The following is a 22,073-nucleotide window of genomic DNA, read 5'->3' on the forward strand; positions in this document are numbered from 1 at the left end:
TGCGAGGTGAGGTCATCAGGCCTCAACGAGACAACCTCAATCCAGGTCCATAACAGCCTCTAGTGACAATTCTCTTCTTTTTTGTGCGGATTTCGCCATTCTCGCGTCGTCAGCCCTAAACTGGTGATCCTCTTCCAATTGACCAACGCCTCAGGGGAGTCTGGAAATCCGAAGTGGATGGCCGAGACAGGCCGCGCCGGATCGTGTATGGATCAAGGCATGACCGACGATACCTCCGCTCTCCGCCTCCAGCTGGCCGACCAATGGCAAAAGCTCGCTATCGAGCTGATCAAGAAGGGCCTTCCAGCAGACATCATCTTCGAGTCCTTGCTCACCGTAGGACTTGCAGGGCAGGTCGAGGTGCTCGGCAAGGACGTTGCCGCAGCACGGCTCGCGGCAATAGCCGAACAACTCTCCGAGCAGGTCCGGCAGCAGAAGGAGGCTCTTCAGGAGGCCTCCAGCGCGACGAAGAACTGAGGCGCTACGAGCCTCGAAAAGTTTGGGTTCGTTCGTCGGCTCCTGCAACACCTCGCCCGATTGCAGCGTTAGGCTCACAAGCCTTTCTCAATCTGAGGTGATGTCTCTCATGCAGCCAGCACTCGACAGCACGACCTTGGACCGTTTGATCGCTCTCGGACGACAGAGGGGGCATCTCACGACGGAAGATCTTCAGGCGAGCCTTCCTATCGCAGGCATGAGTGCGGAGGAGATCGCGCTGATCGTGGTTCATCTTGAAGAGATGGGGGTGGCGGTCGAGCTCGAGGAAGCTCTACTGGCACCTAATGCAAAACCTGTGCCGCGACCGAGTGCGGAAATTATTCTCTTTCCAGGCCCCAGCGTCAAAAACGTGCCCCCCGGAAAGGTACGACCGCTGCAGACTTCAAAGCCCGCGCCTCCTGAGCCCGGCCAAGCGAAGGACGCAAGCGTGCGCCCCGCACACTGGATCGTCGCCGCTGCCGGTATCTTTGCGCTTGCAGTGTTCCTGCTCGTTATCTTCGCGACGGCAGGATAAGCCATCGGGCCGGCGATTACCCGGCTTTCGCCAAGAGATTGCTTGGAGCCTGAGGCTGCTCAAGCCGCGGGAGAGGCTTGGTCGCTGGGCCAGTGAAGCGCGTGACGCTCAAGTCCCCCGGCATCTGTGATGAGAAGCCCGTGTCGAGCATCGCGGTCTTGGGCTCGAAGAGCGACCGCACGGCAGCCTTCACATTGTAGCCCAGAATAGGTTCGAACGATGCCGTTGGCTTGCTGGCGGCCTGGGCAAGCCGTGTGGGAGGCAAAGGCGGAGGAGTCATATCCGCCTGACGCAAGAGATCCTGTGGGCGCATGGGAGGGAGAGGGACTGGCGGTGCGATCTTCTCGGGCTCGAGCGCCACAGCGAGAGGCTCCGCCGAAGCAACGACCGTTGTGGGCTGCGGGGCCGGTGCCTGCGGCTTGCGACCGAAAACATTCGCCAGCAGATTGCCGATGGAGCCTCCACCGGCTGATGCCTGGGTAGCAAGGCCTGAGTTGCGCGCTGCGATTTCCATTCTCGCCTGCTCATAACCCGGAAGGGGTTTGCCATTCGAAGGCAGGTGAACGGTCTTTCCATCCGGAAAGAGGCGCGCGAGCTGCTGCTCGGACATGCGTGGCCAGGCGCGAACGCCGCCGGTATCCACATGCACGAAATCGGATGACGCGTAATAACCGACACCGCCATATTGCAGGCGCATGGCGATCTCGCGCAGACGTGACGTGGGAACGTCCGGCAGGCGGATGTCCATGGCCTTGCCGAGCGTATGCTGGCTGTTCTCGGCCACGCCGCTCGAGCGGCGGCGCAGGGCGGAGTTGGTTTCCGGTGAGCGGTAGGACGAGATGATGTGGATGGGCTGCTTCGAGCCTGACTCGCGATAAACTTCCCAGAGAACGTCGAACAGGCGCGGGTCCATGCGGGCTGGCTTGTCATTGCGCCAGTCGCGCAGAAACCAGTTGAGTTGGCTCAGGGCCTGCTCGTCATAGCGCCCGTTGCGGCGGAAGGTGATCGTGATGGTATCGGATCGGTGGGTGTGGACAAAGCTCAGGGTGCGCGTCTCGCCATCTGCGCGCACCACCGTAGTGGACGGGTAAAGAGCAAGAAGCCCGATTGCCGCAGCAAATAACCCCGCGGTCTTTGGAATAATGTTTCTGGCGCGTGAGCGATCTTTAGCGAGCACACGCACCGCTTGCTGCTTGCCGAGCGACCATTTCGGCCGGGCCATGGTGTCCCGCATTTTGATTTTGTCCCGCTACCCTTACGAGATCTCTGACGGTCAACCATGGCAAAAATAGGCTTAATACTTCGTTCTCAGGATCATGAAGCCCGAGCGGAATGCTGGCCTTTCTTGGTGCCTGAGGAGCCGAGCACGACCACTTTCGCTCCGAGAGAGGTGTGATTGTACAGGTCTATGGCATCCTGGTTGATCATCCGGATGCAGCCTGACGAGACATTGGTGCCGATAGTCCAAGGCTCGAAAGTGCCATGGATGCGATAGAGCGTATCTTTATTGCCCTGCCAGAGATACATGGCGCGGGCGCCAAGCGGATTGCCTGGGCCGCCGGCCATGCCGGGCCCGCCGGGCAATTCGCCCATCTGCTCCATCAACTCGGGCTGGCGCTCGAACATCTCCTTGGGCGGGTACCAATCCGGCCATTCCTGTTTGTCCTTGATGACAGCGCTGCCGGACCAGCTGAAGCCTGAACGACCCACGCCGACGCCGTAGCGGACGGCCATGCCGTCTCTCAAGACAAGGTAGAGATAGCGGTTTCGGGGATCGACAACGATGGTGCCTGGCTCTTCGCTGGTCTGATAGGGAACGACCTTGCGCAGATAGTTCGGGTCTATCCGCGAGAGGTCGACGCCTGGGATCGGGTAAAGATCGTCCTCGATAGGCGCATACATTGCCTGATAGGTGGAGCGGGAGACAGCTTGCTGAGCAAGGCTCGGTCCAACTGGAAGGCTGGAGCAGATTGCAGCGGCCGGAAGACCAAGCACGAAGGCGCGACGATTGAGATCCATCTTCACTCTCCCCAAGACTTTAACCTGGCAATAAGAAGACGCTGGACCATACTGCTCGGTTTCATGAACCCTGGATTACCTTGAGGGAATGGTTGGGCTTTTTGAGAGACGAACTGGCAAGGGCGGGTGGCATCGATGTTGGAGAACATGTCATGGGCGTGGATCGGCGGCATTACGCTGCTCGTCGTGGCGTTCATCGCCGTGCTGGTCTGGGCGCGCCGCATCCGCTACCGCCGCGCATCGGTGATGACGGCCAATGAGAGGGAGTTCTACCAGCGTCTGCTCATAGCGCTCCCTGATTGCGAGATCTGGCCCCAGGTGCCGCTCCTTGCTCTCGTGCGGCCCGATGCGCGGGAGGGCAGCCGTACTTTCTGGGTTGCGTTCAAGCAGATCTCGAATGCCCGCGTCGATTGGGTGATCGCCCGCAACATGGAGGTGATCGCGGTCATCGAACTCGATGACCGATCTCACGATGCGAAGCGCGATGCCAAACGCGATCAGATCCTCAAGTCCTGCGGGTATCGCGTGCTGCGGTTCCAGTCGAACAAGCGGCCCAACCATGAGCAGATTTACGAGGCTGTGTTCGACGCGCGGTGACGCGGTTCAGGCAATCAGGGTTTCCGCCTCTTCGGCCCTCAGGCTTGCGAAGAATTCCTTCCGAAGGACATCGGGCTCATCGAGATACCGGGCAGAGTGGTGGAATGGGGTCGCATGCCTCACACCGGCCTTGCGGGCGAGAAAGCCCGCTTCCCAGGCCGTCAGATGGCGCGAGGCGTCGGCGAGCTTCCGATCGCGCTCCAGGAACACGGCTTCTATGAAAAGCTGATCCGCCTTGTCTGCAAGCCTGAGAATCCTGTCGCGATTCCGGGCATGAGGGGCAGCATCGGTAACATAGGCAACGATCTGGCCTGGAGCCAAGCGCAGCGCTCGATGCTTCAGCTCTCCGAGGCTGATGCCCTCGTTCTCTGAAATTGAAATCACATGATTGTCGGGCAGGCTGAGCCGGGCGGCGCGTTTAGCTTCGTTGAGCCAAGGCCCAGGCATGAGGCCCATCTCCTCCAGCGCGCCCCGCCAGACATTGACCTGCATCACCTCTTTCAAGGCGAAAGCAAGGGAGGGAATACCATGATCGAGGGTGACGGCCTCGACCGTGAAATCCGCTTCGGCCCAGGCGATGCCTGAGGAAAAGCCCGGTGGATCCGCATCTCTCCGGGAGAAGGCTTCCCGAGCACGGAATTCTGCCGCCTTCACATGGCGATGGCCGTCATAATCCATGGCACGCAGGCAGAAATCGACCGAATTCTCATCCAGAAGGTTCCAGGTGAAACTGCGGATGCGATGCTCGATTTGATCCGTAAATCCGGGCGGCCCGATCAGAACGAGGGGCCAGGGACGGTGCAGGCATAACCTGAACAACCGGTCGAAACCGGCAATGTGATCCACATGCATGTGCGAGACGAAAACATGGCTGACCCGGAGCAGCTCCCGCGAGGAAAGTGGGCTCACATCGCCAAGATCGAAGAGAATTGCTCGGCGGCCGAACCGAAAGTCGAGGTAGACGCCTGGATCGCTGAAGGGTTCGTTCACGAGGCGAGATTGGACAAGCCAGGACATAAGGGGCCAACGGGCCCCTTGCTTAAGTGTTCCGGAAGCCCCGCTTCCATTGAAAAAGCCGAGCCCGGTCGCCCCGGGCTCGGCTTGCTTAAAGGGATCAGGCGAAGAGGACTTAGTCCTCGTCCGCCTCGTCCGGGTCCGTCACATCGACGAGGAACATGATGTAGGGGCCTTCCTCCTCATCCTCGTCGTCTTCCTCGTCATCGAAATCCGCACCCTCGAACTCGGTCTTTTCCTCGTCGGTCGCAGGGCGGACGTTCAAAGTGGCAATGCCGTCCCAGATTGGAGCGCCTTCGCTCTCCAGGTACTTGAGGTCTTCCTTGAAGTCCTCGCTCATGAGGAGTTCGCGGGCTTCCTCCTCATCGGCATTGGTAATGGCAATCGGCTTGTCGCTGATTGTAAGCGTGAACATGGATTTTTCCTTTCCTGTCGCCCGCAAGGGATACCCGTTAACGCACGAGCCCTCTCGTTCGAAGCAGGCAAGCTCCTCACAAGTGCGCAGCCCCGCTTCTGTACACGCTCGAAGGACGGGTGGACAATGCCAAGGTGGGCAAGCCTGACCTTATTGGACACCCTTCTTCTTGAGCCAAGCCTGCATCTCCGCGATCTCGCGCTCCTGCTCGCGGATGACAGCGGTGGCCCATTGGCGGATCTGCTCATCCTTGGTGTTCTGAAGGGCGACCTTGGCCATGTCGATTGCGCCCTGATGGTGGGGAATCATACCGCGGACGAAATCCACATCGGAATCACCCGTATAAGGGATATCCATGTCGCGGTGCATTTTGGCATTGGCTTCGCGGTAGGCCTTGGTTGCCGCGCTGTCCGTGGATTTCTGCGTCTGCATCGGCATCGAGTGGCCGCTATGATGGCCTCCTTGGGCAAAGGCGAGGGCTGGCAGGGCGGCAACGCCAGCCATGACAATCAGAGTGCGTAGGAACATTTCTCAATCTCCTGAAATTCATAATTATTGGAATTGGCCCCGGAAGGGCGCGGATCCTACCCTTCAGCAGGGGCGGGAAGAGCTGGATACCCAGCGTTCTCAAGAGCAGTCAGCAGGGAAGCCTCGGGCTTGTCGGACTTCACGAAAATCCTGCGATTCTCGAGGTCGGCTTCAATCTGTACCTGCGGGTCGAGAGTCCGGATCGCTTTCGTGACAGCGGCAAAGCAGCCGCTGCAGGCCATTCCGGGAACATGAAAACGGTGCATGGCAGAATCCTTCATGGGCTAGGATCCCATGGTTCGTAGAGCTTCCTACCGTGGGAAGGTCAAGCATGGGCTGCCGGGGCGTGCCGCGCAGCTCAAAAGAATGTTTCGACCATAACCAAGAAAACGGTATTCAAAGCCATCGGCGCTATTCCATGCCGACGTGATAAGGTTATATGGGCCGCGCAGCTTGGCTGCTGGACAGGCTATTTTTGAGTCATTGATAGGAAGGAAAGAATGAGGGTCGTAACCCACAGCGGGACATTTCATGCGGATGACGTATTCGCATCTGCCATTCTGCGTGCCGCCCTTGGGGAATTCGATTTCATTCGTACCCGCGACCAGGAGACCATTGCGTCCGCCGATATCGTCTTTGACGTAGGCGGGGTCTATGACCCATCGACTGGACGATACGACCACCATATGCGCGACCTGCCGCGCAGGGAGGACGGAACGCCCTATAGCTCTGTCGGCTTGGTTTGGCGCGATTACGGCCGGAACGCTCTGGAACGCTTTGTGCCCGGCATCGAGGAAGGAGCCCTGGATGCCGTATGGCAAGACATCGATACAGGCATCATTCTGTCCATCGATCTGGCGGATAACGGCATTTCGTCCGCGAGCCCAGGCCATCTCGCGCTGTTGATCGAGACCTTCAACCCGACTTGGGACAGCAAGCAGACGTATGATGAGGCCTTCACAGAGGCTTCCGAACTGGCGAGCGGGATTCTGCAACGAGCCGGCCGCCAAGCCTATGCCGAGGCAAAAGCTATGGCCTTCGTGCTCGGGGCGGCCAGAGGAGGCAAGAGCCCGCAGGTCATTGTGCTCGACCGTAAGCTGCCTTGGGAAAAGGCTGTCTTCGAGGGCGGGCTGACGGACGCGCTGTTCGTCATCTATCCGAATGAAGATTCCACCGCTTGGTACTGCCGCACGATCCCGCCCGAGCCTAATTCCTTCGGGCAGAGGCTGACCCTGCCGGAAGCCTGGCGCGGCCTGCAGGAGGAGGCGTTTTCCAAGGCTGCTGGCATTCCAGATGGGGTCTTCTGTCATCCAGGCGGCTTCATTTGTGGAGCGCGCTCCCAAGCTTCCGTCATCGAATTGGCGGAACGGGCGATTGCCGCTGGCTCGCAAGCCGATGCAGTCTGACCGCATTCGCCACTCTGTGCCCACTAAAAACCGGGATGGATGTCTTTCCATGTTTTTGACCAATCAGGACGTGGTGGAGCTGACTGAATGGCGGCGCGGACTGCACCGCAATCCCGAGATTTCGGGAGAAGAGGCGTCGACCGCCGAAACCGTTCAGACGCTGCTTGCCTCGGCCGGAGCCGACCGGATCGTCGCAGGCCTTGGTGGCCATGGGGTTGCTGGCATCTTTGAAGGGCATCAGCCTGGGCCGACCGTAATGTTCAGGGCCGAACTCGATGCTCTTCCCATCGAAGAGATTTCCGAAGCGCCCCACCGTTCAAGCATACCGGGCAAAGCGCATCTATGCGGCCATGACGGTCACATGGCGATCCTTGCTGCCTTGGCACGTGGATTGGGGCGGCAGCGACCGCAGCGAGGCCGCGCCATCCTGCTCTTCCAGCCTGCAGAGGAAACAGGGGCAGGGGCCGCCGCCGTAGTCGCCGATCCGAAATTCCGCGAGATCACGCCGGACTTCGTGTTCGCACTCCATAATCTGCCCGGCATGAAATTCGGCAAGGTTGCTTTGATCGAAGGCCCGGTGAGTTGCGCCTCACGCGGCATGCGTATCGTGTTAACAGGCAAGACTGCACACGCCTCAATGCCGGAGACCGGGCTCTCGCCGGTGAACGCCGTGGCCCACCTCATGCCGATGCTTACAGGGCTCGGAAGCGGCAGCGTCATGGATGAGAGCTTCGCGATGGTCACCGTCACCCATGCGAGGATCGGTGAACCCGCCTTCGGCATTGCTCCTGCTCATGGAGAAATTTGGGCGACCCTGCGGACGCTCACCGATGCGGGCATGGATGACCTTGTCGCCAAAGCCGAGCATCTGGTGAACGACGCTGCGGAGGCAAACAGCCTTACCGTCGAGATTTCGTACAACGACATTTTCCCCCACTGCGAGAACGCACCAGAGGCAGTGTCGCACTTACGCCGCGCGCTCGATGCCGAGGGCGTGCCGCATGATCGGGGCAATCTGCCCATGCGCCCCTCGGAAGATTTTGGACATCTGGGCGCCAATGCTCCCGCCGCGATGTTCTTTCTTGGAGCAGGCGAGCAGCATGCAGCGCTCCACAACCCGGATTACGACTTTCCGGATGACTTGATTGGCATCGGGGCGCGGGTTTTCATGCGCACGCTTCGCGATCTCCTGGGATAGGCCGCTATGAATGAAGACGCTCCCGGCTGTTCAGCCGGAAGCGCTCTTTACCGCGATATGGATTTTCAGGCTGCGCGGCCGACCCGATGCACCGTCTTCTCGACTTTCTCCACCTGCGTCGTCACGTTCTGAGACGCTTCTTCCGCAATCTGGATAGCGAGTTCGGCAATGCGCCGGCTGTTGTCGATGGTCAGTTCCATGTTATCGCGGATCAGGAAGGCTTGAGCCGCAATCAGATCAGCCATGGACCGACATTGCGCAAGAGCTGCTAGATTATCGATGTTCCTGTTTAGGCGCTTCTGGCTGAGCTCGAGGCATTCGCGTGAGACGTCCTGAAGCCCATGCGTTAAAGCCGATCCCGACTGTGCTGCAGCCCGAAGGTTCTGCGTGGCCTCCACAGCCATCGATTGGGAGCCTCCATCCTGGCGCCCGAGCATCTGCAGAGCCTGTCCGGTCGAGCGGCGAGTGAGTTCGGAGAATACGGTAAAGCTGTTCTCGAACGCCTGCTGCATGGTTCGGGCAAGCGCTTGAGCGCTTTCCGCACTGGCGCGCATGGTATCGACCCACTCATCCGCAGCATGTTGAGATGCTCCAGTCCGCTCCCGGATATTCTGTGCTTCGGCTCGTTTCGTTTCACCGATGCTCGCCATAGTATCCTCCACCTGTTCGATGACCGCCTCCGCCTCCTCCTCGCTGAGAACTTCCAGAACGGCAGGAATGAGCTCTTTTCTGTCATCGCGAATGTGTTGCTGGAAGACGCTTCTCAGCCGGGCGATGCGACCGAGAAACTCACTGCTGTTCTTCGGCATTCGCTCCAATTCTTCCAGAAGAGCGATGGTTTCCTGATTGTCGTTGACTGCCGACTGCACGAGATCCTGCATCCCGTGCCGCCTCAGGACTGGGAAGAGGTGCTGCTCCTGGAGGGTTGCCAGGAGTTCCAGTTCCTCCTTCAAATCAGCGAAGAGGCGTTCGCGCGTCTTTAGCGCCGTGTCGGTTGTGGCAAGAAGCCTCTCAAAAAGCTCGTTCGCCTTGTCCGGCGGCGTCTGGCTGAACCGTCTATGATTGGGCATAGTGTCTCGCTGTTGTGACAAAGTGTGTTTTTGGATCACTTAACTCGAATGCAAACTGGCAACTGAACTGAACGCAGGCATACAAGCCGCAAGGCTTCACCCCTGACCGAAGGTTTGAGGGGGAAGCCATCACGATCATGCTCACAGGTAGGCTGCTTCTCTGGCGCCTGACGACACAGCGGAATGTCTGTGTTTTCCTCTTCGGAGTATCTAGGACGCGAGCACGTCGCTATTGTTTTGATTAATGTGTGTTAATTTTGGGGCGCCGGCCAAAATTGATGGATACGCCAGCGCGTGAGGAACCATGTCCCCACGCGTGAAATGATTCAGAGCTTTGTGTCTGGAGAAAGCGTTCCAGGGCTAAATTATGGGCGCTTCGGAATCTCCAGCCCGCGCTGCACGGCAGGGCGGGCGAGGCCACGTTCCAACCAGGCGGGTACGTTCTTGAGCTTGTCGTATTCCACGAGTTCTCCAGCACCGTAGAAGCCGACGAGATTGCGTACCCAGCCGAGCAGCGAAATATCGGCGATGGTGTATTCGTCACCCATGATCCACTGGCGGCCCATGAGGCGCGTCTCCAGAACGCCGAGCAGGCGTTTCGACTCCGCGCGATAACGCTCCAGAGGCCGCTTATCCTCGATCTCGCGTCCAGCGAACTTATGAAAGAAGCCGAGCTGGCCGAACATCGGGCCGACTGCAGCCATCTGGAAGAATACCCATTGGATGGTCTCATAGCGCTGGCCTGCATCCTTCGGCAGGAACTGGCCGCTCTTTTCCGCGAGGTACAACAGAATTGCTCCGGATTCGAAGAGAGCGAACGGCTTTCCTCCTGGTCCATCGGGATCGATGATGGCCGGGATTTTGCCGTTGGGATTGAGCGACAGGAATTCCTCGGTCCAAGTCTCGTTCGCGCCGATATTGATCGCATGCGGCTCGTAAGGCAGGCCGATCTCTTCCAGCATGATGGAAACTTTGACGCCGTTGGGCGTGGGCAGCGAGTAAAGCTGCAGCCGGTCGGGATGGGCTGCGGGCCAGCGGCGGGTGATCGGGAAAGCGGAGAGGTCTGCCATGAAATGCTCCTGAGGCGTGCCTGCGATTGAACTCAAGCCTCTGTGAATTGTTAACGGCTGGTCCGATTCAAGGAAAGAGCGCGGGATGGCACGGAACGATGACGGTTCGGTTTCACGGCGAGAGATGGTTGGCGGTGCGGCCGTCGGCCTGGCTTCGGCAATGTCCGGCCCAGCCGCTGCGCAAGGCGCAGGTACAAGGAGTGTCGCCATGGAAGATCCGACTACGAAATATCCGAAGCCGCCCTTTTCCTCTCAGTCCCAGCCTTGGCCAGGGCTAGCGGGGCAGATGGACCCGCGTCCCGATCATGGTGAGACGAGCTATAAAGGCTCAGGGCGGTTGCAGGGGCGTAAGGCCCTGATCACGGGCGGCGATTCAGGCATGGGACGCGCAGCCGCGATCGCCTATGCCCGCGAGGGTGCCGACGTGGCGATCAGCTATTATCCCAGCGAAGAGCCGGATGTTCGCGAAGTGATCGCACTCATCGAGAAGGAGGGTCGCAAGGCCGTGGCTCTTCCAGGTGACATTCAGGATGAAGCTCTTTGCCGGCGCATCGTTGCGGATGCCGTGCGCGAACTCGGTGGTCTCGATATCCTCGTCAACAACGCCGCACGCCAGCAGCAGCGGCAGTCGCTTCAAGATATCACGAACGAAGATTTCGATGCGACGATGAAGACGAATATCTATGCCATGTTCTGGATCACCAAGGCGGTGTTGCCTCATCTGAAGCCGGGGGCGGCGATCATCCAGACCACTTCGGAACAAGCCTACGATCCGTCTGAAAATCTCGTCGATTACGCGATGACCAAGGCGGCGATGATGAGCTTCACGAAGTCGCTGGCGAAGCAACTCGGTCCCAAAGGCATCCGCGTGAACGGCGTTGCTCCGGGGCCGATCTGGACGCCGCTTCAGGTCAGCGGCGGAGCGACGCAGGAGAAGTTGCAGCAATTCGGCGGCGATACGCCGATGGGCCGTCCTGGTCAGCCGGTGGAGCTGGCGTCGATTTACGTGCAGCTGGCCGCATCCGATGCAAGCTATGCGACGGGTCAGGTCTATGGCGCTGCCGGTGGCAGCGGACAGCCTTAAATCGGTCAGGAGGAGCGTCCGCGTCTGACGATGCGCGGTAGGAGATCCTGTTGGCTGCCTGCCGTGACGACCATGCGATTGACCTCGCCTCGGAGGAATGCCTGCAGGAACCGGTTGTAGTCCTTGAACGATACGCAGCCGTTCGAATCTCCATTCGGCCCCAGCAGGTAACTGTGAGCGAGAATTCCATCGCGGCCATAGATGGCTGCGCTGCCGCCGACCGGGTTCATGCGGATGGCGCGAACGCCGTGGAAGAGGGCCTCGCGTTCGGTGAGAATATATGTGCCGGGCGGTGTCGCGCCTTTCATGCGCACATTGACGAAGCGTGGATCGTCCATCTTGTCGCCAAGACCGGAATGGGCCTCCAGCCGCTCGCCGTTGGGCATGATGACCACCTTGGCGCTGATATCGTAGATCGCCGTCTTGTTGCCTGCTGTGATGGAAGGGTTGAGCCGAGCGGTCGGCGCAATGCTTCCGGTGCTGATCGCAGCATAGCCGAGAGCGGAATCCGGAGGCGTCGCAGGCTTGATGCCGAAGAGCTTCTCGAAGAAGGTCGGGGTCTTGTCCGGGGCGCTCGGTGCAGCGGCAACCGTAATGGGCGCGGAGGTCGCTACGCGCGTCGCCCTCGGCGTCTCGGGCTTTGGCGCAGCCGCGATCCGAAACTCTGCAGGGCGTGGCACGGGCAGCGGCACGGGAGCTCGCGCGAACTCCTGCACAGGCGCAGGATCAATGTTCGCCGGGATAGCTGGAGCGACCGGCGTAGCTGCGATAGCGACACGCGGAGCATTGAATGGCCGGAAGGTCGTTGCAAGCGGTGCGTTATGTGCAAAGGCAAGCGCCTCTGCCTTCATGGTGAGTTTCGGATCAACCGGAGACCATTCGTCGGCTACGGGCGCAGCGATTTCGATAGGAGCCGGAGCAGGCGCCGGATTTGCGATGTCGGCAGCGATCTCGATTTTCGGAGGTGCGTCCTGGACTTGCAGCTTTGCGTAGAACGCGACAGGGCACATCGAAATGACCACGAGGGCAGCTGTCACGAAAGAACTGCGCAGATTTTTCCGCCGAACGGGGCGTGACGGGTAGCGGTAATGCACCATGGCGAACTCTACGCAACAACTCAGCTGCGCACGGCGTGTCCCAGCTTAAAGCGACCAGTCCCGGACGACGGGATTTACCGTGCGCGAAAGAACACTTTCACTCACCTCCATTGAACGACGGTTTGGTTAAAACATGGATAATCGAGAGCTCTGACGAACTTTGAGCCTCGACTTGCTTCAGTCAGCGCTGCGGGACGGTATCCGGGTTCGAGGGGATCTGCTTGATCGTTTCCTGGCTTGCCGCCCGGCCAGGGGCGCCTTCAGGATCCGTGTGAGTTTCCCTGAGAGCGAAAAAGATAACGATGACGGCGGCGGCGATGGACGCCAGCGCCACCCAACTGCGAGTACCCATGATGGACTCCTGTGGGAGAAGAATGTCAGGGGGCAGAACACATGTGAGTGACGCGGGTTCCTCGCCTGGAAAGAGGTTGCTCCGATATTCCTGAGGCATGCTCCAAGGAGCGAGCTCGATACCCTCGTCGAATTGTCCCCGCGGATAATGGCGAGGGATACGCCTTTATCGGCTTCGGGGCCGGTCGCCGTTCATGCGTACTAGAGCGAAGAGCCTACTTCCGAACCTGAACCAATCCCGCTAGTACATTGTTCCAGATAGGGGCGGCATAGCTGCCCCACGTTCTCGGCATTTGCAGCGCGGCGACAGGCCGGGTTACCTCACATCATGGCTCTACGCGATTTCCTTCTGATGTTCCTGGTCTGCTTCGTGTGGGCAGCGCATACGGTCGTCAGCAAGCTCGTCGTGTCGGGCATGGAAATCCCGCCGTTGTTCTACGCGGCGATCCGCTTCGGCATCGTGGGGTTCGTCACCTTGCCGTGGCTGCTGCCAGTGCCGAAGCCCACATGGCGCATGCTGCTCGTCGGATTCCTCATGGGCGGCGGCGGCTTTGCCCTGTTCTTCCTCGGCATCAAAACGGCGAGTCCGTCGAGCGCTTCCATCGTGGGGCAGCTCGGGCTTCCGATCACGACGCTGCTCTCCGTCGTCATGCTCGGCGAGAAAATCTACTGGAGGCGGGGCATCGGCATCGCGCTCACCTTCCTCGGAGGCGTGCTCGTCATGTGGGATCCGTCCAGCGGGTTTCCGTTGTCGGGCGGGCTTCTCCTTGTTCTGCTGGGGGCCGCGGCCGGGTCGGTGGCCGCCGTCATGATGAAGCAGATCAAAGGGGTCCGGCCGATGCAGTTCCAGGCTTGGATCGGGCTCTCGTCCGTGGTGCCTCTCGCTTTCCTGACGGCGGGCCTCGAGTCCGGGCAGCTTACGCGCTCCATCGAAGCCGGGTGGCCCTTCGTGGCGGCGCTGCTGTTTTCCGCTCTCATCGTGTCCCTAGTCGCCCATACGATCTATTACGGCCTGATCGGCAAGTACCCCGCCAACCTCATCGCCCCGCTGCTGATCATGAACCCGCTGTTGACGGTGATCATGGGCATCATCGTAACGGGCGACCGCTTCGACGCGCGGATGGCCCTCGGGACAGGTTTGGCTCTGTGCGGCGTGCTGATCATCGCGCTCAGGCGCAACCATGTCATGCCGCTCGCCACCGTGCTGTGGGGCCGCTTCCGCTAAACGGGCAGGCTATCAAAGAACATGCGGGAATGGCCTCGCGAGCATGTGGCTCCGAGGTTTGGGACGAGGGAGGGCGCGAGGAGGCGTCCGGCTCGTGTGTCTAGTGTGTGAAGAACCTGACGGCTCCTCGCGCACGGTTTGTTTAGGCGTACACCGCATCTTGCAGCGATGGGCCTCCCATCCAGGCGCTGCGTCAGCGCCTGCACAGGACCGCCCCCAACCCCACACATGCGACGCCTCGCGAGCGCGCCCCTCGTTGGGTCGGGACAGGCAAGGTTATAGCCCAGCTTAGGACCAAAGTCAAGAACAAAGTAAGAACATTGCATCTGGCCCAGCCAGAGCCGGGGAGGCATATAAGGCTGCCACATGTTCCCTCATGCGGAAGGGAAGCGAGCCTGTCTTGTCACGCGAACCCCGGTTCCGCTGCGCCGCGCATTCGGAACCAAGAATTGACGGCGTCCGTTTGTCAGCATCGAGCTGGGGAGCTTTTCGGGAGGTACCGATGCGCGCTCCGACCACCCTGACGAGTCTTCCTTTGGCCTTCATCCTGTTGACACCCCTGCATGCTCAGGAGGTGCGTACCGGAGCCAAGGCCTTCGGCACCTGGCAGGATGACGCCCCCGGTGTCAGCCGGCACATCACGCCCGCCGACCTGCCGCCGCCGAGCCTCACCGAAAATGATCCCGAAGCGCCGGATTTCGAGCGACTGCCGAAGGTTGTAGATGCGCCGCAAGGCAAGATGCCGAACGTGCCGCAGGGCTTCACGGTGCAGGTGGTTGCCAAGGATCTAAACAAGCCCCGCGTCATTCGGATTGCTCCGAACGGCGACGTCTTCGTGGCGGAGAGCGGAAGCGGTCGTGTCCTGGTCTTTCCCGCCGAGGGGGCCAAGGAGGGATCGGCGACACCCCAGGCCTTCGCCGAGAACCTGGACCGGCCATTCGGCATCGCATTCTATCCGTTGGTCGAGCCGCGCTATGTCTATGTGGCGGCGGCCAATCAGGTTGTGCGCTACCCGTACCGCACCGGCGACCGCAAGGCCCGGGGCTCGGCCGAGGTAATTCTTGCGGACATTCCGACCAAACGGCACTGGACCCGGGACCTGGCGGTCTCCCGCGACGGCCAACGGCTGTTCGTCTCCATCGGCTCAGCGTCGAATGTCGCAGCCGGGATGCCGGAGAGATCGTCAGATGAGATCAAGGCCTTCGAGAAGACACACGGTCTCGGCACCACGTGGGGCGAGGAGGAGAACCGGGCCGTAGTGCGCGTGATGGATCCGGAAGGCGGAACCGTCCGCAATTTTGCGACCGGCCTGCGCAACTGCTCCGGCATGACCATTCAGCCCGGCACAGACACCCTATGGTGCACGGGCAACGAGCGTGATCATCTCGGCCCCAACCTTGTGCCCGATTTCCTGACCAGCGTGCGCGAAGGCGGATTCTACGGCTGGCCGTGGTACTACACGGGCGCCAACGAGGATCCGGCCCATGCCGGCGAGCGTCCCGACTTGAAGGACAAGGTGCTCGTTCCCGATGTCCTGCTCCAACCTCACTCCTCCACGATGCAAATCGTGTTCTACGACGCGAGCGCATTTCCGGCCGAGTATAGAGGCGACGCCTTCGCGACCATGCGCGGGTCCTGGAACCGGGAAGACAGGACTGGCTACAAGGTCGTTCGCGCGCGCATGAAGGACGGCAAGCCGACCGGCTTGTACGAGGACTTCATGACTGGGTTCGTGCTGGACAAGGACACGGTATGGGGGCGGCCGACAGGGATCGCGGTGGCGCAGGACGGTGCCTTGCTGGTCAGCGATGACGCCAACGGCACGATCTTCCGGGTGACGCATGGAGGATCCAGGTAGCCGATGCTCTATTTCAATCGGCAACAACCGTCGGAATGGTAACGAACACCTCAGCGCAGCCCGGCGCCTGAAATCTGCTAGGCGATCCAGCTGGTTTCAAAGGAAGCAGGGGAATGACTTCCCCTGACCTTTGGCGGGGTTCGCATGTCAGGCGTCAGGCTCGGAACGTTTCAGGGCGCGGATCCGGGAGGAGAGCTCTGCCGCACCGGATTCGTCGGCCAATCGCGCGGCCTCCTCCAGTGCGTGATTCCAGACCGTTCTGGCTCGACTGGCGCGCTCCAGAAGGGCCGAGACGTCGATGGGGCCGGGACGCGTTCCGATCCATGCCGGAGGGTCACTGGCCGGGAATGACTCCAGGCTGGCTTCATCCACGAGGTCCAGGTCGTCGGGCTTAGGGTCGTTGCTTTGCATGATGATTCCTCCAGTTGTCCCGTACATCCGGCACGTGACAGGCTTGCCTCGCTACGGTTGGTCATCAGGTTTCAGACGAATGCTTTCCGGATTTGGCCTCCAATTGCGGCCGCAACGATTCCAAGTCGTAGCCAGCCTCCGCCACCGTTTGCAGGATCTCGTTGGGGGACAGGCGGTCGCTGGCCGCCAACGCCCAAAGGGTCGCCGAGCGTGTCCCCGAACGGCAGAAGGCGAGGGCCGGTTTCTCGGCTCCGGACATAGCCTCTCTGAACGCCTCGACCTGCTCTTCCGACAGCTGGCCTGAAACGATCGGGATGTGCCAATACCTGAGACCCAGGCGCTCCGCAGCGGCCGCCAGCTCCTGACTGCGGGGCTGATCCGCGGCCTCGCCGTCGGGGCGGTTGTTGATGATGGACCGGAAGCCTGCCGCCGCAGCTTCGGCGAGATTCGGCTCCGTCATCTGGCCTCCGACCGAGATGTTGGGCGTCAGCTTGGTGATCTTCATGCGATGTCTTCCTTCATGAGCGCCCAACCGAAGCGACGGGCCGTATCATCTTAGGCATCTTTCGGCAGGGCGGTGTAGACCCTGACGATGAACTGGTGAAACTCGGACATGTAGGTCTTCAGGAACTCCGCCGTGGACTCGTTCGTCACCTCGCCTTCGTCGGTGATCAGTCCGGGCTTGAACTGGATATAGGCCTCGGGCGCATTCATCTGGGGCGAATTGCAGAATCCGAGGACGCTGCGCAGATGCTGCTGCCCGACTGCCGTTCCGATGGCGCCCGGCGAGGTGCCGATCACCGCCGAGGGCTTGCGCGTGAAGGAGTTCTTTCCATAGGGGCGGCTCGCCCAGTCGATGGCGTTCTTCAGAGCGCCCGGAATCGAGCGGTTGTACTCGGGCGTGACGAACAGCACCGCATCAACTGCGGCAATGGCCTCCTTGAACGCCTTGGCGACCGGCGGGAAATCGCCATCGTAGTCGTAGTTGTAGAGCGGCAGGTCCCGGATCGGGATCTCGGTGAAGGTGAGGTGCTCCGGAGCAAGACGGGTGAGCGCCGTGGCGAGCTTGCGGTTGATCGAGTCCTTGGAGAGGCTGCCGATCAGATAGCCGACGTTGAAGGTGGTCATGGCATGCTCCCTGGTGCAACGGCTCCTGTCGAGTCCGTCTTGGTTTGCCTCCATGACAACGCTCGTAAGGGAGAGGCGGTTGTCGCCCCCTTTAGATCGTGATGCTCTGGCAATTGCGATGAGGGTCCCGGCCGGCGCGGAACCCACCCTGTGGCCGGGTTGTTCATGACTTAGATTGGAGAGCGTCTGTTCCGGACAGGTTGCTCGTTCCGTCCTGGAGGGCAAGGTGGCCAGGCGCATCCTCATCGCTGTAATCGGCCTGGCGCTTGCCGCTGGCATCTATCTCATGTTCCGTTCGTCGGAGGAGCCGACCGCGCCCCAATCCGCTGCAGGCTCTGCCCAGCCTCCGCCTGAGGTCGGCATCGTGGTGGCCCAGCCCGCCGAGGTGCCGTACCCGCAGGAATTTGCCGGCCGCGTCGCCGGCTTCCGGGATGTCGAGGTGCGACCGCTCGTCGGCGGCTTGCTGCTCAAGCGCGAGTACGATGAGGGCGCACGCGTCACCCAGGGCCAGGTTCTGTTTCGCATCGACCCGGCCACCTACCAGGTTGCCCTCGACCGAGCACAGGCGCAGCTGCAGCAGGCGCAGGCCACGCTGCGCCAGGCCGAGGAGAACTTCACCCGGACGGAGGAGCTTTATCGCCGGGGCGTCTCCACCGACGTGCTGCGCGACGAAGCCCGTTCCCAGCGCGACCAGGCCCGCGCCAGCGTCAGCCTTGCGGAAGCCGAGATCGATGCAGCCAAACTCAATCTGGGGTATACCACGGTGACGGCGCCCGCCACCGGTGTCACGGCGCTTCAATCACCTGCGGTCGGCACCCTCATCCAGGCGCAGCAGACGCTTCTCACCACCATCAGCCAGCTCGATCCGGCCTACGTGAACTTCTCCTTCACCGATGAGCAGGGCCAAGCCTTCCGTGCGCTCAACGAGCGTCGCGAGAAGCCGATCGCCGAGAAAGATCTGACACTCGAATTGTTCTACGGGCAGCAGGCAGCCTATCCCCAGCGCGGCAGGATCGACACGGCCGCCCAGCGGGTTGATCCGCAGACCGGCACGGTTCAGGCGCGAGCGATCTTTCCGAACCCGGATGGTGTCCTGTTGCCGGGCCAGTTCGTCCGGGTCCGGATCCTCGGCATCACGCTTCCGAACGCCATCGTCATTCCGCGTCAGGCGGTGAGCCAAGGGCCGCAGGGCCCCTCGGTCTACGTCCTCAGCGAGAAAGACGTCGCCGAAATCCGGCTCATCCGCCTCGGCCCCGAGGTCGCGGCGGGATGGGTGGTGCGGGAGGGATTGAGCCGTGGCGAACGGGTCGTTGTGGACGGCGTGATCCGTGTCCGTCCGGGGCAACCCGTCAGGCCGGTGCCGTTCTCCGCCGGATCCAAACCCGCACAGGCGTCGCAAACACCCGGCTGAGCGCCGGCGGGAGAGGGGCTCGGCCATGTTCTCAAGGTTCTTCATCGACCGCCCGATCTTCGCTTCGGTCCTGTCGATCGTGATCGTGCTCGCAGGGCTGGTCGCCATGCGGATCCTGCCTGTCGCGCAGTATCCCGAGATCGTCCCGCCCCAAGTCGTGGTCTCGGCCACCTATCCGGGAGCAAGCGCCCAGACCATCGCCGAGACCGTGGCCGCTCCTCTCGAGCAGCAGATCAACGGGGTCGAGGACATGATCTACATGCAGTCGACCTCGACTGCTTCCGGGACCTTGAACCTGTCGGTGTACTTCCAGACCGGCACCGATGCCGACCAGGCCAACATCAACGTCAACAACCGCGTCCAGCGCGCGTTGGCCGTGTTGCCCGAGGAGGTCCGACGGCAGGGCGTCACGGTGGCGAAGCGGTCGTCCTCGATCCTCCAGATCGTGGCGCTCTCATCGCCCGATCGGCGCTACGACACGATCTACATTTCCAACTATGCGCTGGTGAACGTGATCGACGAGTTGCGGCGCGTTCCCGGCGTCGGCGATGCTTCGCTCTTTGGCGCCTCGGATTACTCGATGCGCATCTGGCTCAAGCCCGACAAGGTAGGGCAGGTCGGCTTGACTCCCGGCGACATCGCCGCTGCCATCCGCGAGCAGAACGCCCAGTTCGCGGCCGGGCGGTTCGCCGAGGAGCCGATGCCGGGCCAGCAGGCCTTTACCTACTCGGCGACCACCCAGGGCCGCCTGGCCGATCCGCGCGAGTTCGAGCAGATCATCCTGCGCTCGGATGAGAACGGCGCCTCCCTCCGGCTCAGGGACGTCGCCCGCGTCGAGCTCGGCTCCCTGAATTACTCGACCGTCGCGACGCTCAACGGCGCACCGACGGTGCCGATCGGCATCTATCTCCAGCCGGACGCCAATGCGCTGGATGTCTCGGCAGCCGTCAACGCCACCATGCAGCGGCTGGCGCAGCGCTTCCCCGATGGGATCCGCCATGACGTGCCGTTCACCACCACCCGCTTCATCGAAGCCTCGATTGAGGCGGTGGTATCGACCTTCATCGAGGCCATCATTCTCGTGGTGATCGTGGTCTTCGTGTTCCTGCAGAACTGGCGCGCGACCGTCATTCCCGTCCTTGCGGTGCCGATCTCGATCATCGGCACATTCGCCGGCATGTACCTGCTCGGCTTCTCGATCAATCTGCTGACCTTGTTCGGCCTGATCCTCGCCATCGGCATCGTGGTGGACGACGCCATCATCGTGCTGGAGAACGTCGAGCGCATCATGACGACCGAGGGCAAACCGCCCCGGGAAGCGGCGATCCAGGCCATGGAGGAGATCAGCGGGCCCGTGGTGGCCATCGTGCTGGTGCTCTGCGCGGTGTTCGTCCCGGTGTCGTTCCTCGGCGGCCTTGCGGGCGAGCTGTACCGGCAATTCGCGATCACCATCGCCGTCTCGGTGGTGGTTTCCGGCATCGTGGCGCTGACGCTCACGCCCGCCCTTTGCGCCCTGATGCTCAAGCAGGGACATGGCGAGCCATGGCTGCCGTTCCGCGTGTTCAACCGCGGCTTCGACTGGCTTACGCAGCGCTTCATCGGTGGCACCGCCTTCTTCCTGCGTCGTGCGGTGGTGGCTATGGCCGTGATCGCGCTGATGCTCGGCGCGACCTGGTGGCTGTTCCAGCGGGTGCCGGGCGGGCTGGTCCCGGCGGAAGATCAGGGCTCCGTCTTCCTCGTGACGATGCTGCCGCCCGCCGCTTCCCTGGACCGCACCACCAGGATCACGGCGCAGGTCACGGACGGCGCGATGCAGCATCCGGCGGTCGAGGGCGTGGTCACGATCGCCGGCTTCGACCTCCTCTCCGGCGCGCAGAAGACCAATGCGGGCGTGTCCTTCGTCTCTCTCACGGACTGGTCGGAACGCACCGACCCACGGCTCGACGCGCGCAATCTCGCGCCTGCCTTCGCAGCGCTCAACGCCAGCTTCCGCGATGGTATCGTCATCGGCTTCAACCCGCCGCCGATCATCGGACTGAGCACCACCGGCGGCTTCGAGTTCTATCTGCAGGACCGCTCCGGCGGCAGCCTGGAGAGTTTGGCGCAGGCGGCTCAGCAAGTGGTTCAGGCCGCGGGCCAGAGGCCTGAACTGACCGGCGTCTCCACCACGTTCAATACGGGCACGCCGCAATACAGCCTCGACGTCAACCGGGAGAAGGCGAAGGCAATCGGCGTGCCGATCACGAGCATCTTCGATGCGATGCAGAGCACGTTCGGCAGCATGTATGTCAACGATTTCACCCTGTTCGGGCGTACCTATCGGGTGAGCATGTCGTCCGAACCCGAGTTCCGGCGCTCGCCCGACGATCTGCAGCACGTGTTCGTGCGCTCGGCCAACAACGTGATGGTGCCCCTCAGCGTCCTCGTCTCGGCCACCCGCACGGTAGGCCCCGACGTGGTGGACCGGTTCAATGTTTTTCCTGCGGCGAAAATCCAGGGCAATCCAGCTCCGGGCTTCTCGTCGGGGCAGGCCATCGCGGCCATGGAGCAGGTGGTGGCGCAGACCCTGTCGTCGGATTACTCAATCGGCTGGACGGGATCGGCCTATCAGGAATTGCAATCGGCTGGAACGGGGGCGCAAGGTTTCCTGTTCGGCCTCGTGATGGTGTTTCTGATCCTGGCCGCGCAGTACGAACGCTGGTCGCTGCCGCTTGCCGTCATCACGGCGGTGCCGTTCGCGGTGTTCGGAGCCATCCTGGCGATCTGGCTGCGTGGGATCGAGAACGACATCTACTTCCAGGTCGGCCTCGTCACCCTTATCGGGCTGTCCGCCAAGAACGCGATCCTGATCGTCGAGGTGGCGGCCGAGCGCCACCGGGCGGGCATGCCCGTCTTCGACGCGGCCTTGGAGGCGGCGCGGTTGCGCTTCCGCCCCATCGTCATGACGTCGCTGGCGTTCATCCTCGGTGTCGTGCCGCTGGCGCTTGCCACCGGCGCAAGTTCGGCCAGCCGCCATTCTATCGGCACCGGCGTGATCGGCGGCATGCTGGCGGCGACATTCGTGGCGGTCCTGTTCGTGCCGCTGTTCTTCCGGCTGGTGACGCGCACGAAAAAGAAACCGGAAACGGTCGCTCCGGCGTCTGCCCGTACGCCTGCCGGGGAATAGCGCGGTGGTCGCC

23 protein-coding genes are annotated in these 22,073 nt (G+C 61.6%); 10 read left to right on the forward strand and 13 right to left on the reverse strand.

Going from position 1 to position 22,073, the window contains the following annotated elements; translation table 11 throughout:
* Nucleotides 1-219: 219 nt before the first annotated feature.
* Both BLP10_RS10995 and BLP10_RS11000 read left to right on the forward strand, forming a co-directional pair.
* The gene (locus BLP10_RS10995) at nucleotides 220-477 is read left to right on the forward strand and encodes a hypothetical protein (RefSeq protein ID WP_139165470.1); all 258 of its coding nucleotides are present in this window, start codon (nucleotides 220-222) and stop codon (nucleotides 475-477) included.
* Nucleotides 478-586: 109 nt separating this feature from the next.
* The gene (locus tag BLP10_RS11000) at nucleotides 587-1,012 is read left to right on the forward strand and encodes an RNA polymerase sigma factor region1.1 domain-containing protein (protein ID WP_091134352.1); all 426 of its coding nucleotides are present in this window, start codon (nucleotides 587-589) and stop codon (nucleotides 1,010-1,012) included.
* 16 nt (nucleotides 1,013-1,028) lie between these two features.
* Here the strand turns inward: BLP10_RS11000 and BLP10_RS23945 are convergent, their stop codons facing one another.
* Both BLP10_RS23945 and BLP10_RS11010 read right to left on the reverse strand, forming a co-directional pair.
* On the reverse strand, nucleotides 1,029-2,246 hold the full coding sequence (locus tag BLP10_RS23945) for a peptidoglycan L,D-endopeptidase MepK (protein WP_342026091.1): 1,218 nt from the start codon (nucleotides 2,244-2,246) through the stop codon (nucleotides 1,029-1,031).
* A gap of 80 nt (nucleotides 2,247-2,326) precedes the next feature.
* The gene (locus tag BLP10_RS11010) at nucleotides 2,327-3,031 is read right to left on the reverse strand and encodes a L,D-transpeptidase (protein WP_091134355.1); all 705 of its coding nucleotides are present in this window, start codon (nucleotides 3,029-3,031) and stop codon (nucleotides 2,327-2,329) included.
* Nucleotides 3,032-3,178: 147 nt separating this feature from the next.
* Here BLP10_RS11010 and BLP10_RS11015 point away from each other — a divergent pair, with 147 nt between their 5' ends.
* Complete coding sequence (locus tag BLP10_RS11015) at nucleotides 3,179-3,628, forward strand: DUF2726 domain-containing protein (RefSeq protein ID WP_175493884.1); 450 nt, start codon at nucleotides 3,179-3,181, stop codon at nucleotides 3,626-3,628.
* Nucleotides 3,629-3,634: 6 nt separating this feature from the next.
* Here BLP10_RS11015 and BLP10_RS11020 read toward each other — a convergent pair whose 3' ends face one another.
* The 4 genes from BLP10_RS11020 to BLP10_RS11035 all read right to left on the reverse strand — a co-directional run bounded on the left by BLP10_RS11020 (nucleotide 3,635) and on the right by BLP10_RS11035 (nucleotide 5,851).
* Entirely contained in the window at nucleotides 3,635-4,645 is a 1,011-nt protein-coding gene (locus BLP10_RS11020; RefSeq protein WP_091134360.1) for an MBL fold metallo-hydrolase, read from the reverse strand.
* 112 nt (nucleotides 4,646-4,757) lie between these two features.
* On the reverse strand, nucleotides 4,758-5,057 hold the full coding sequence (locus BLP10_RS11025; protein WP_091134362.1) for a hypothetical protein: 300 nt from the start codon (nucleotides 5,055-5,057) through the stop codon (nucleotides 4,758-4,760).
* 150 nt (nucleotides 5,058-5,207) lie between these two features.
* The gene (gene copM / locus BLP10_RS11030) at nucleotides 5,208-5,585 is read right to left on the reverse strand and encodes a CopM family metallochaperone (RefSeq protein ID WP_091134365.1); all 378 of its coding nucleotides are present in this window, start codon (nucleotides 5,583-5,585) and stop codon (nucleotides 5,208-5,210) included.
* A gap of 56 nt (nucleotides 5,586-5,641) precedes the next feature.
* Nucleotides 5,642-5,851 (reverse strand): heavy-metal-associated domain-containing protein, encoded by a 210-nt coding sequence (locus BLP10_RS11035; RefSeq protein ID WP_091135022.1) that lies wholly within the window; start codon nucleotides 5,849-5,851, stop codon nucleotides 5,642-5,644.
* A gap of 234 nt (nucleotides 5,852-6,085) precedes the next feature.
* Between BLP10_RS11035 and BLP10_RS11040 the strand changes: the two genes are divergently transcribed.
* Together BLP10_RS11040 and BLP10_RS11045 are read left to right on the forward strand one after the other, a co-directional pair.
* Complete coding sequence (locus BLP10_RS11040) at nucleotides 6,086-6,991, forward strand: MYG1 family protein (protein WP_091134367.1); 906 nt, start codon at nucleotides 6,086-6,088, stop codon at nucleotides 6,989-6,991.
* Nucleotides 6,992-7,040: 49 nt separating this feature from the next.
* Nucleotides 7,041-8,189 (forward strand): amidohydrolase, encoded by a 1,149-nt coding sequence (locus BLP10_RS11045; RefSeq protein WP_091134369.1) that lies wholly within the window; start codon nucleotides 7,041-7,043, stop codon nucleotides 8,187-8,189.
* A 65-nt stretch (nucleotides 8,190-8,254) separates the two neighbouring features.
* On the opposite strand, the gene BLP10_RS11050 is transcribed toward BLP10_RS11045, so the two are convergent.
* Both BLP10_RS11050 and BLP10_RS11055 read right to left on the reverse strand, forming a co-directional pair.
* Nucleotides 8,255-9,259, reverse strand: a complete 1,005-nt coding sequence (locus tag BLP10_RS11050; RefSeq protein ID WP_091134370.1) for a phasin family protein — start codon at nucleotides 9,257-9,259, stop codon at nucleotides 8,255-8,257.
* A gap of 365 nt (nucleotides 9,260-9,624) precedes the next feature.
* The gene (locus BLP10_RS11055) at nucleotides 9,625-10,329 is read right to left on the reverse strand and encodes a glutathione S-transferase N-terminal domain-containing protein (RefSeq protein WP_091134373.1); all 705 of its coding nucleotides are present in this window, start codon (nucleotides 10,327-10,329) and stop codon (nucleotides 9,625-9,627) included.
* 160 nt (nucleotides 10,330-10,489) lie between these two features.
* Between BLP10_RS11055 and BLP10_RS11060 the strand changes: the two genes are divergently transcribed.
* Nucleotides 10,490-11,413, forward strand: a complete 924-nt coding sequence (locus BLP10_RS11060) for an SDR family oxidoreductase (protein WP_425286952.1) — start codon at nucleotides 10,490-10,492, stop codon at nucleotides 11,411-11,413.
* A 5-nt stretch (nucleotides 11,414-11,418) separates the two neighbouring features.
* On the opposite strand, the gene BLP10_RS11065 is transcribed toward BLP10_RS11060, so the two are convergent.
* Complete coding sequence (locus BLP10_RS11065) at nucleotides 11,419-12,450, reverse strand: DUF2778 domain-containing protein (protein WP_244510488.1); 1,032 nt, start codon at nucleotides 12,448-12,450, stop codon at nucleotides 11,419-11,421.
* Between the two features lie 241 nt (nucleotides 12,451-12,691).
* Nucleotides 12,692-12,862: a hypothetical protein gene (locus tag BLP10_RS23165; protein ID WP_175493885.1), complete on the reverse strand. Its 171-nt coding sequence runs from the start codon at nucleotides 12,860-12,862 to the stop codon at nucleotides 12,692-12,694.
* Between the two features lie 327 nt (nucleotides 12,863-13,189).
* Here BLP10_RS23165 and BLP10_RS11075 point away from each other — a divergent pair, with 327 nt between their 5' ends.
* Both BLP10_RS11075 and BLP10_RS11080 read left to right on the forward strand, forming a co-directional pair.
* The gene (locus tag BLP10_RS11075) at nucleotides 13,190-14,086 is read left to right on the forward strand and encodes a DMT family transporter (protein WP_091134381.1); all 897 of its coding nucleotides are present in this window, start codon (nucleotides 13,190-13,192) and stop codon (nucleotides 14,084-14,086) included.
* 502 nt (nucleotides 14,087-14,588) lie between these two features.
* Nucleotides 14,589-15,944, forward strand: coding sequence for a PQQ-dependent sugar dehydrogenase (locus BLP10_RS11080; RefSeq protein WP_091134383.1), 1,356 nt, complete (start codon nucleotides 14,589-14,591; stop codon nucleotides 15,942-15,944).
* 147 nt (nucleotides 15,945-16,091) lie between these two features.
* Here the strand turns inward: BLP10_RS11080 and BLP10_RS11085 are convergent, their stop codons facing one another.
* The 3 genes from BLP10_RS11085 to BLP10_RS11095 form a co-directional block, all read right to left on the reverse strand.
* Nucleotides 16,092-16,355: a hypothetical protein gene (locus tag BLP10_RS11085; RefSeq protein ID WP_091134385.1), complete on the reverse strand. Its 264-nt coding sequence runs from the start codon at nucleotides 16,353-16,355 to the stop codon at nucleotides 16,092-16,094.
* A gap of 64 nt (nucleotides 16,356-16,419) precedes the next feature.
* A complete protein-coding gene (locus BLP10_RS11090; protein WP_091134387.1) occupies nucleotides 16,420-16,860 on the reverse strand; it encodes a protein tyrosine phosphatase family protein in 441 nt (146 codons plus the stop codon).
* Between the two features lie 50 nt (nucleotides 16,861-16,910).
* Nucleotides 16,911-17,483, reverse strand: coding sequence for an NADPH-dependent FMN reductase (locus tag BLP10_RS11095; RefSeq protein WP_091134389.1), 573 nt, complete (start codon nucleotides 17,481-17,483; stop codon nucleotides 16,911-16,913).
* Between the two features lie 226 nt (nucleotides 17,484-17,709).
* On the opposite strand from BLP10_RS11095, the gene BLP10_RS11100 reads away from it, so the two are divergent.
* Nucleotides 17,710-18,894, forward strand: coding sequence for an efflux RND transporter periplasmic adaptor subunit (locus tag BLP10_RS11100; RefSeq protein ID WP_244510489.1), 1,185 nt, complete (start codon nucleotides 17,710-17,712; stop codon nucleotides 18,892-18,894).
* A gap of 25 nt (nucleotides 18,895-18,919) precedes the next feature.
* Complete coding sequence (locus BLP10_RS11105) at nucleotides 18,920-22,060, forward strand: efflux RND transporter permease subunit (RefSeq protein WP_091134391.1); 3,141 nt, start codon at nucleotides 18,920-18,922, stop codon at nucleotides 22,058-22,060.
* Nucleotides 22,061-22,073: the final 13 nt, after the last annotated feature.

It is taken from the genome of Microvirga guangxiensis (assembly GCF_900102135.1).
Lineage (GTDB): Bacteria > Pseudomonadota > Alphaproteobacteria > Rhizobiales > Beijerinckiaceae > Microvirga > Microvirga guangxiensis.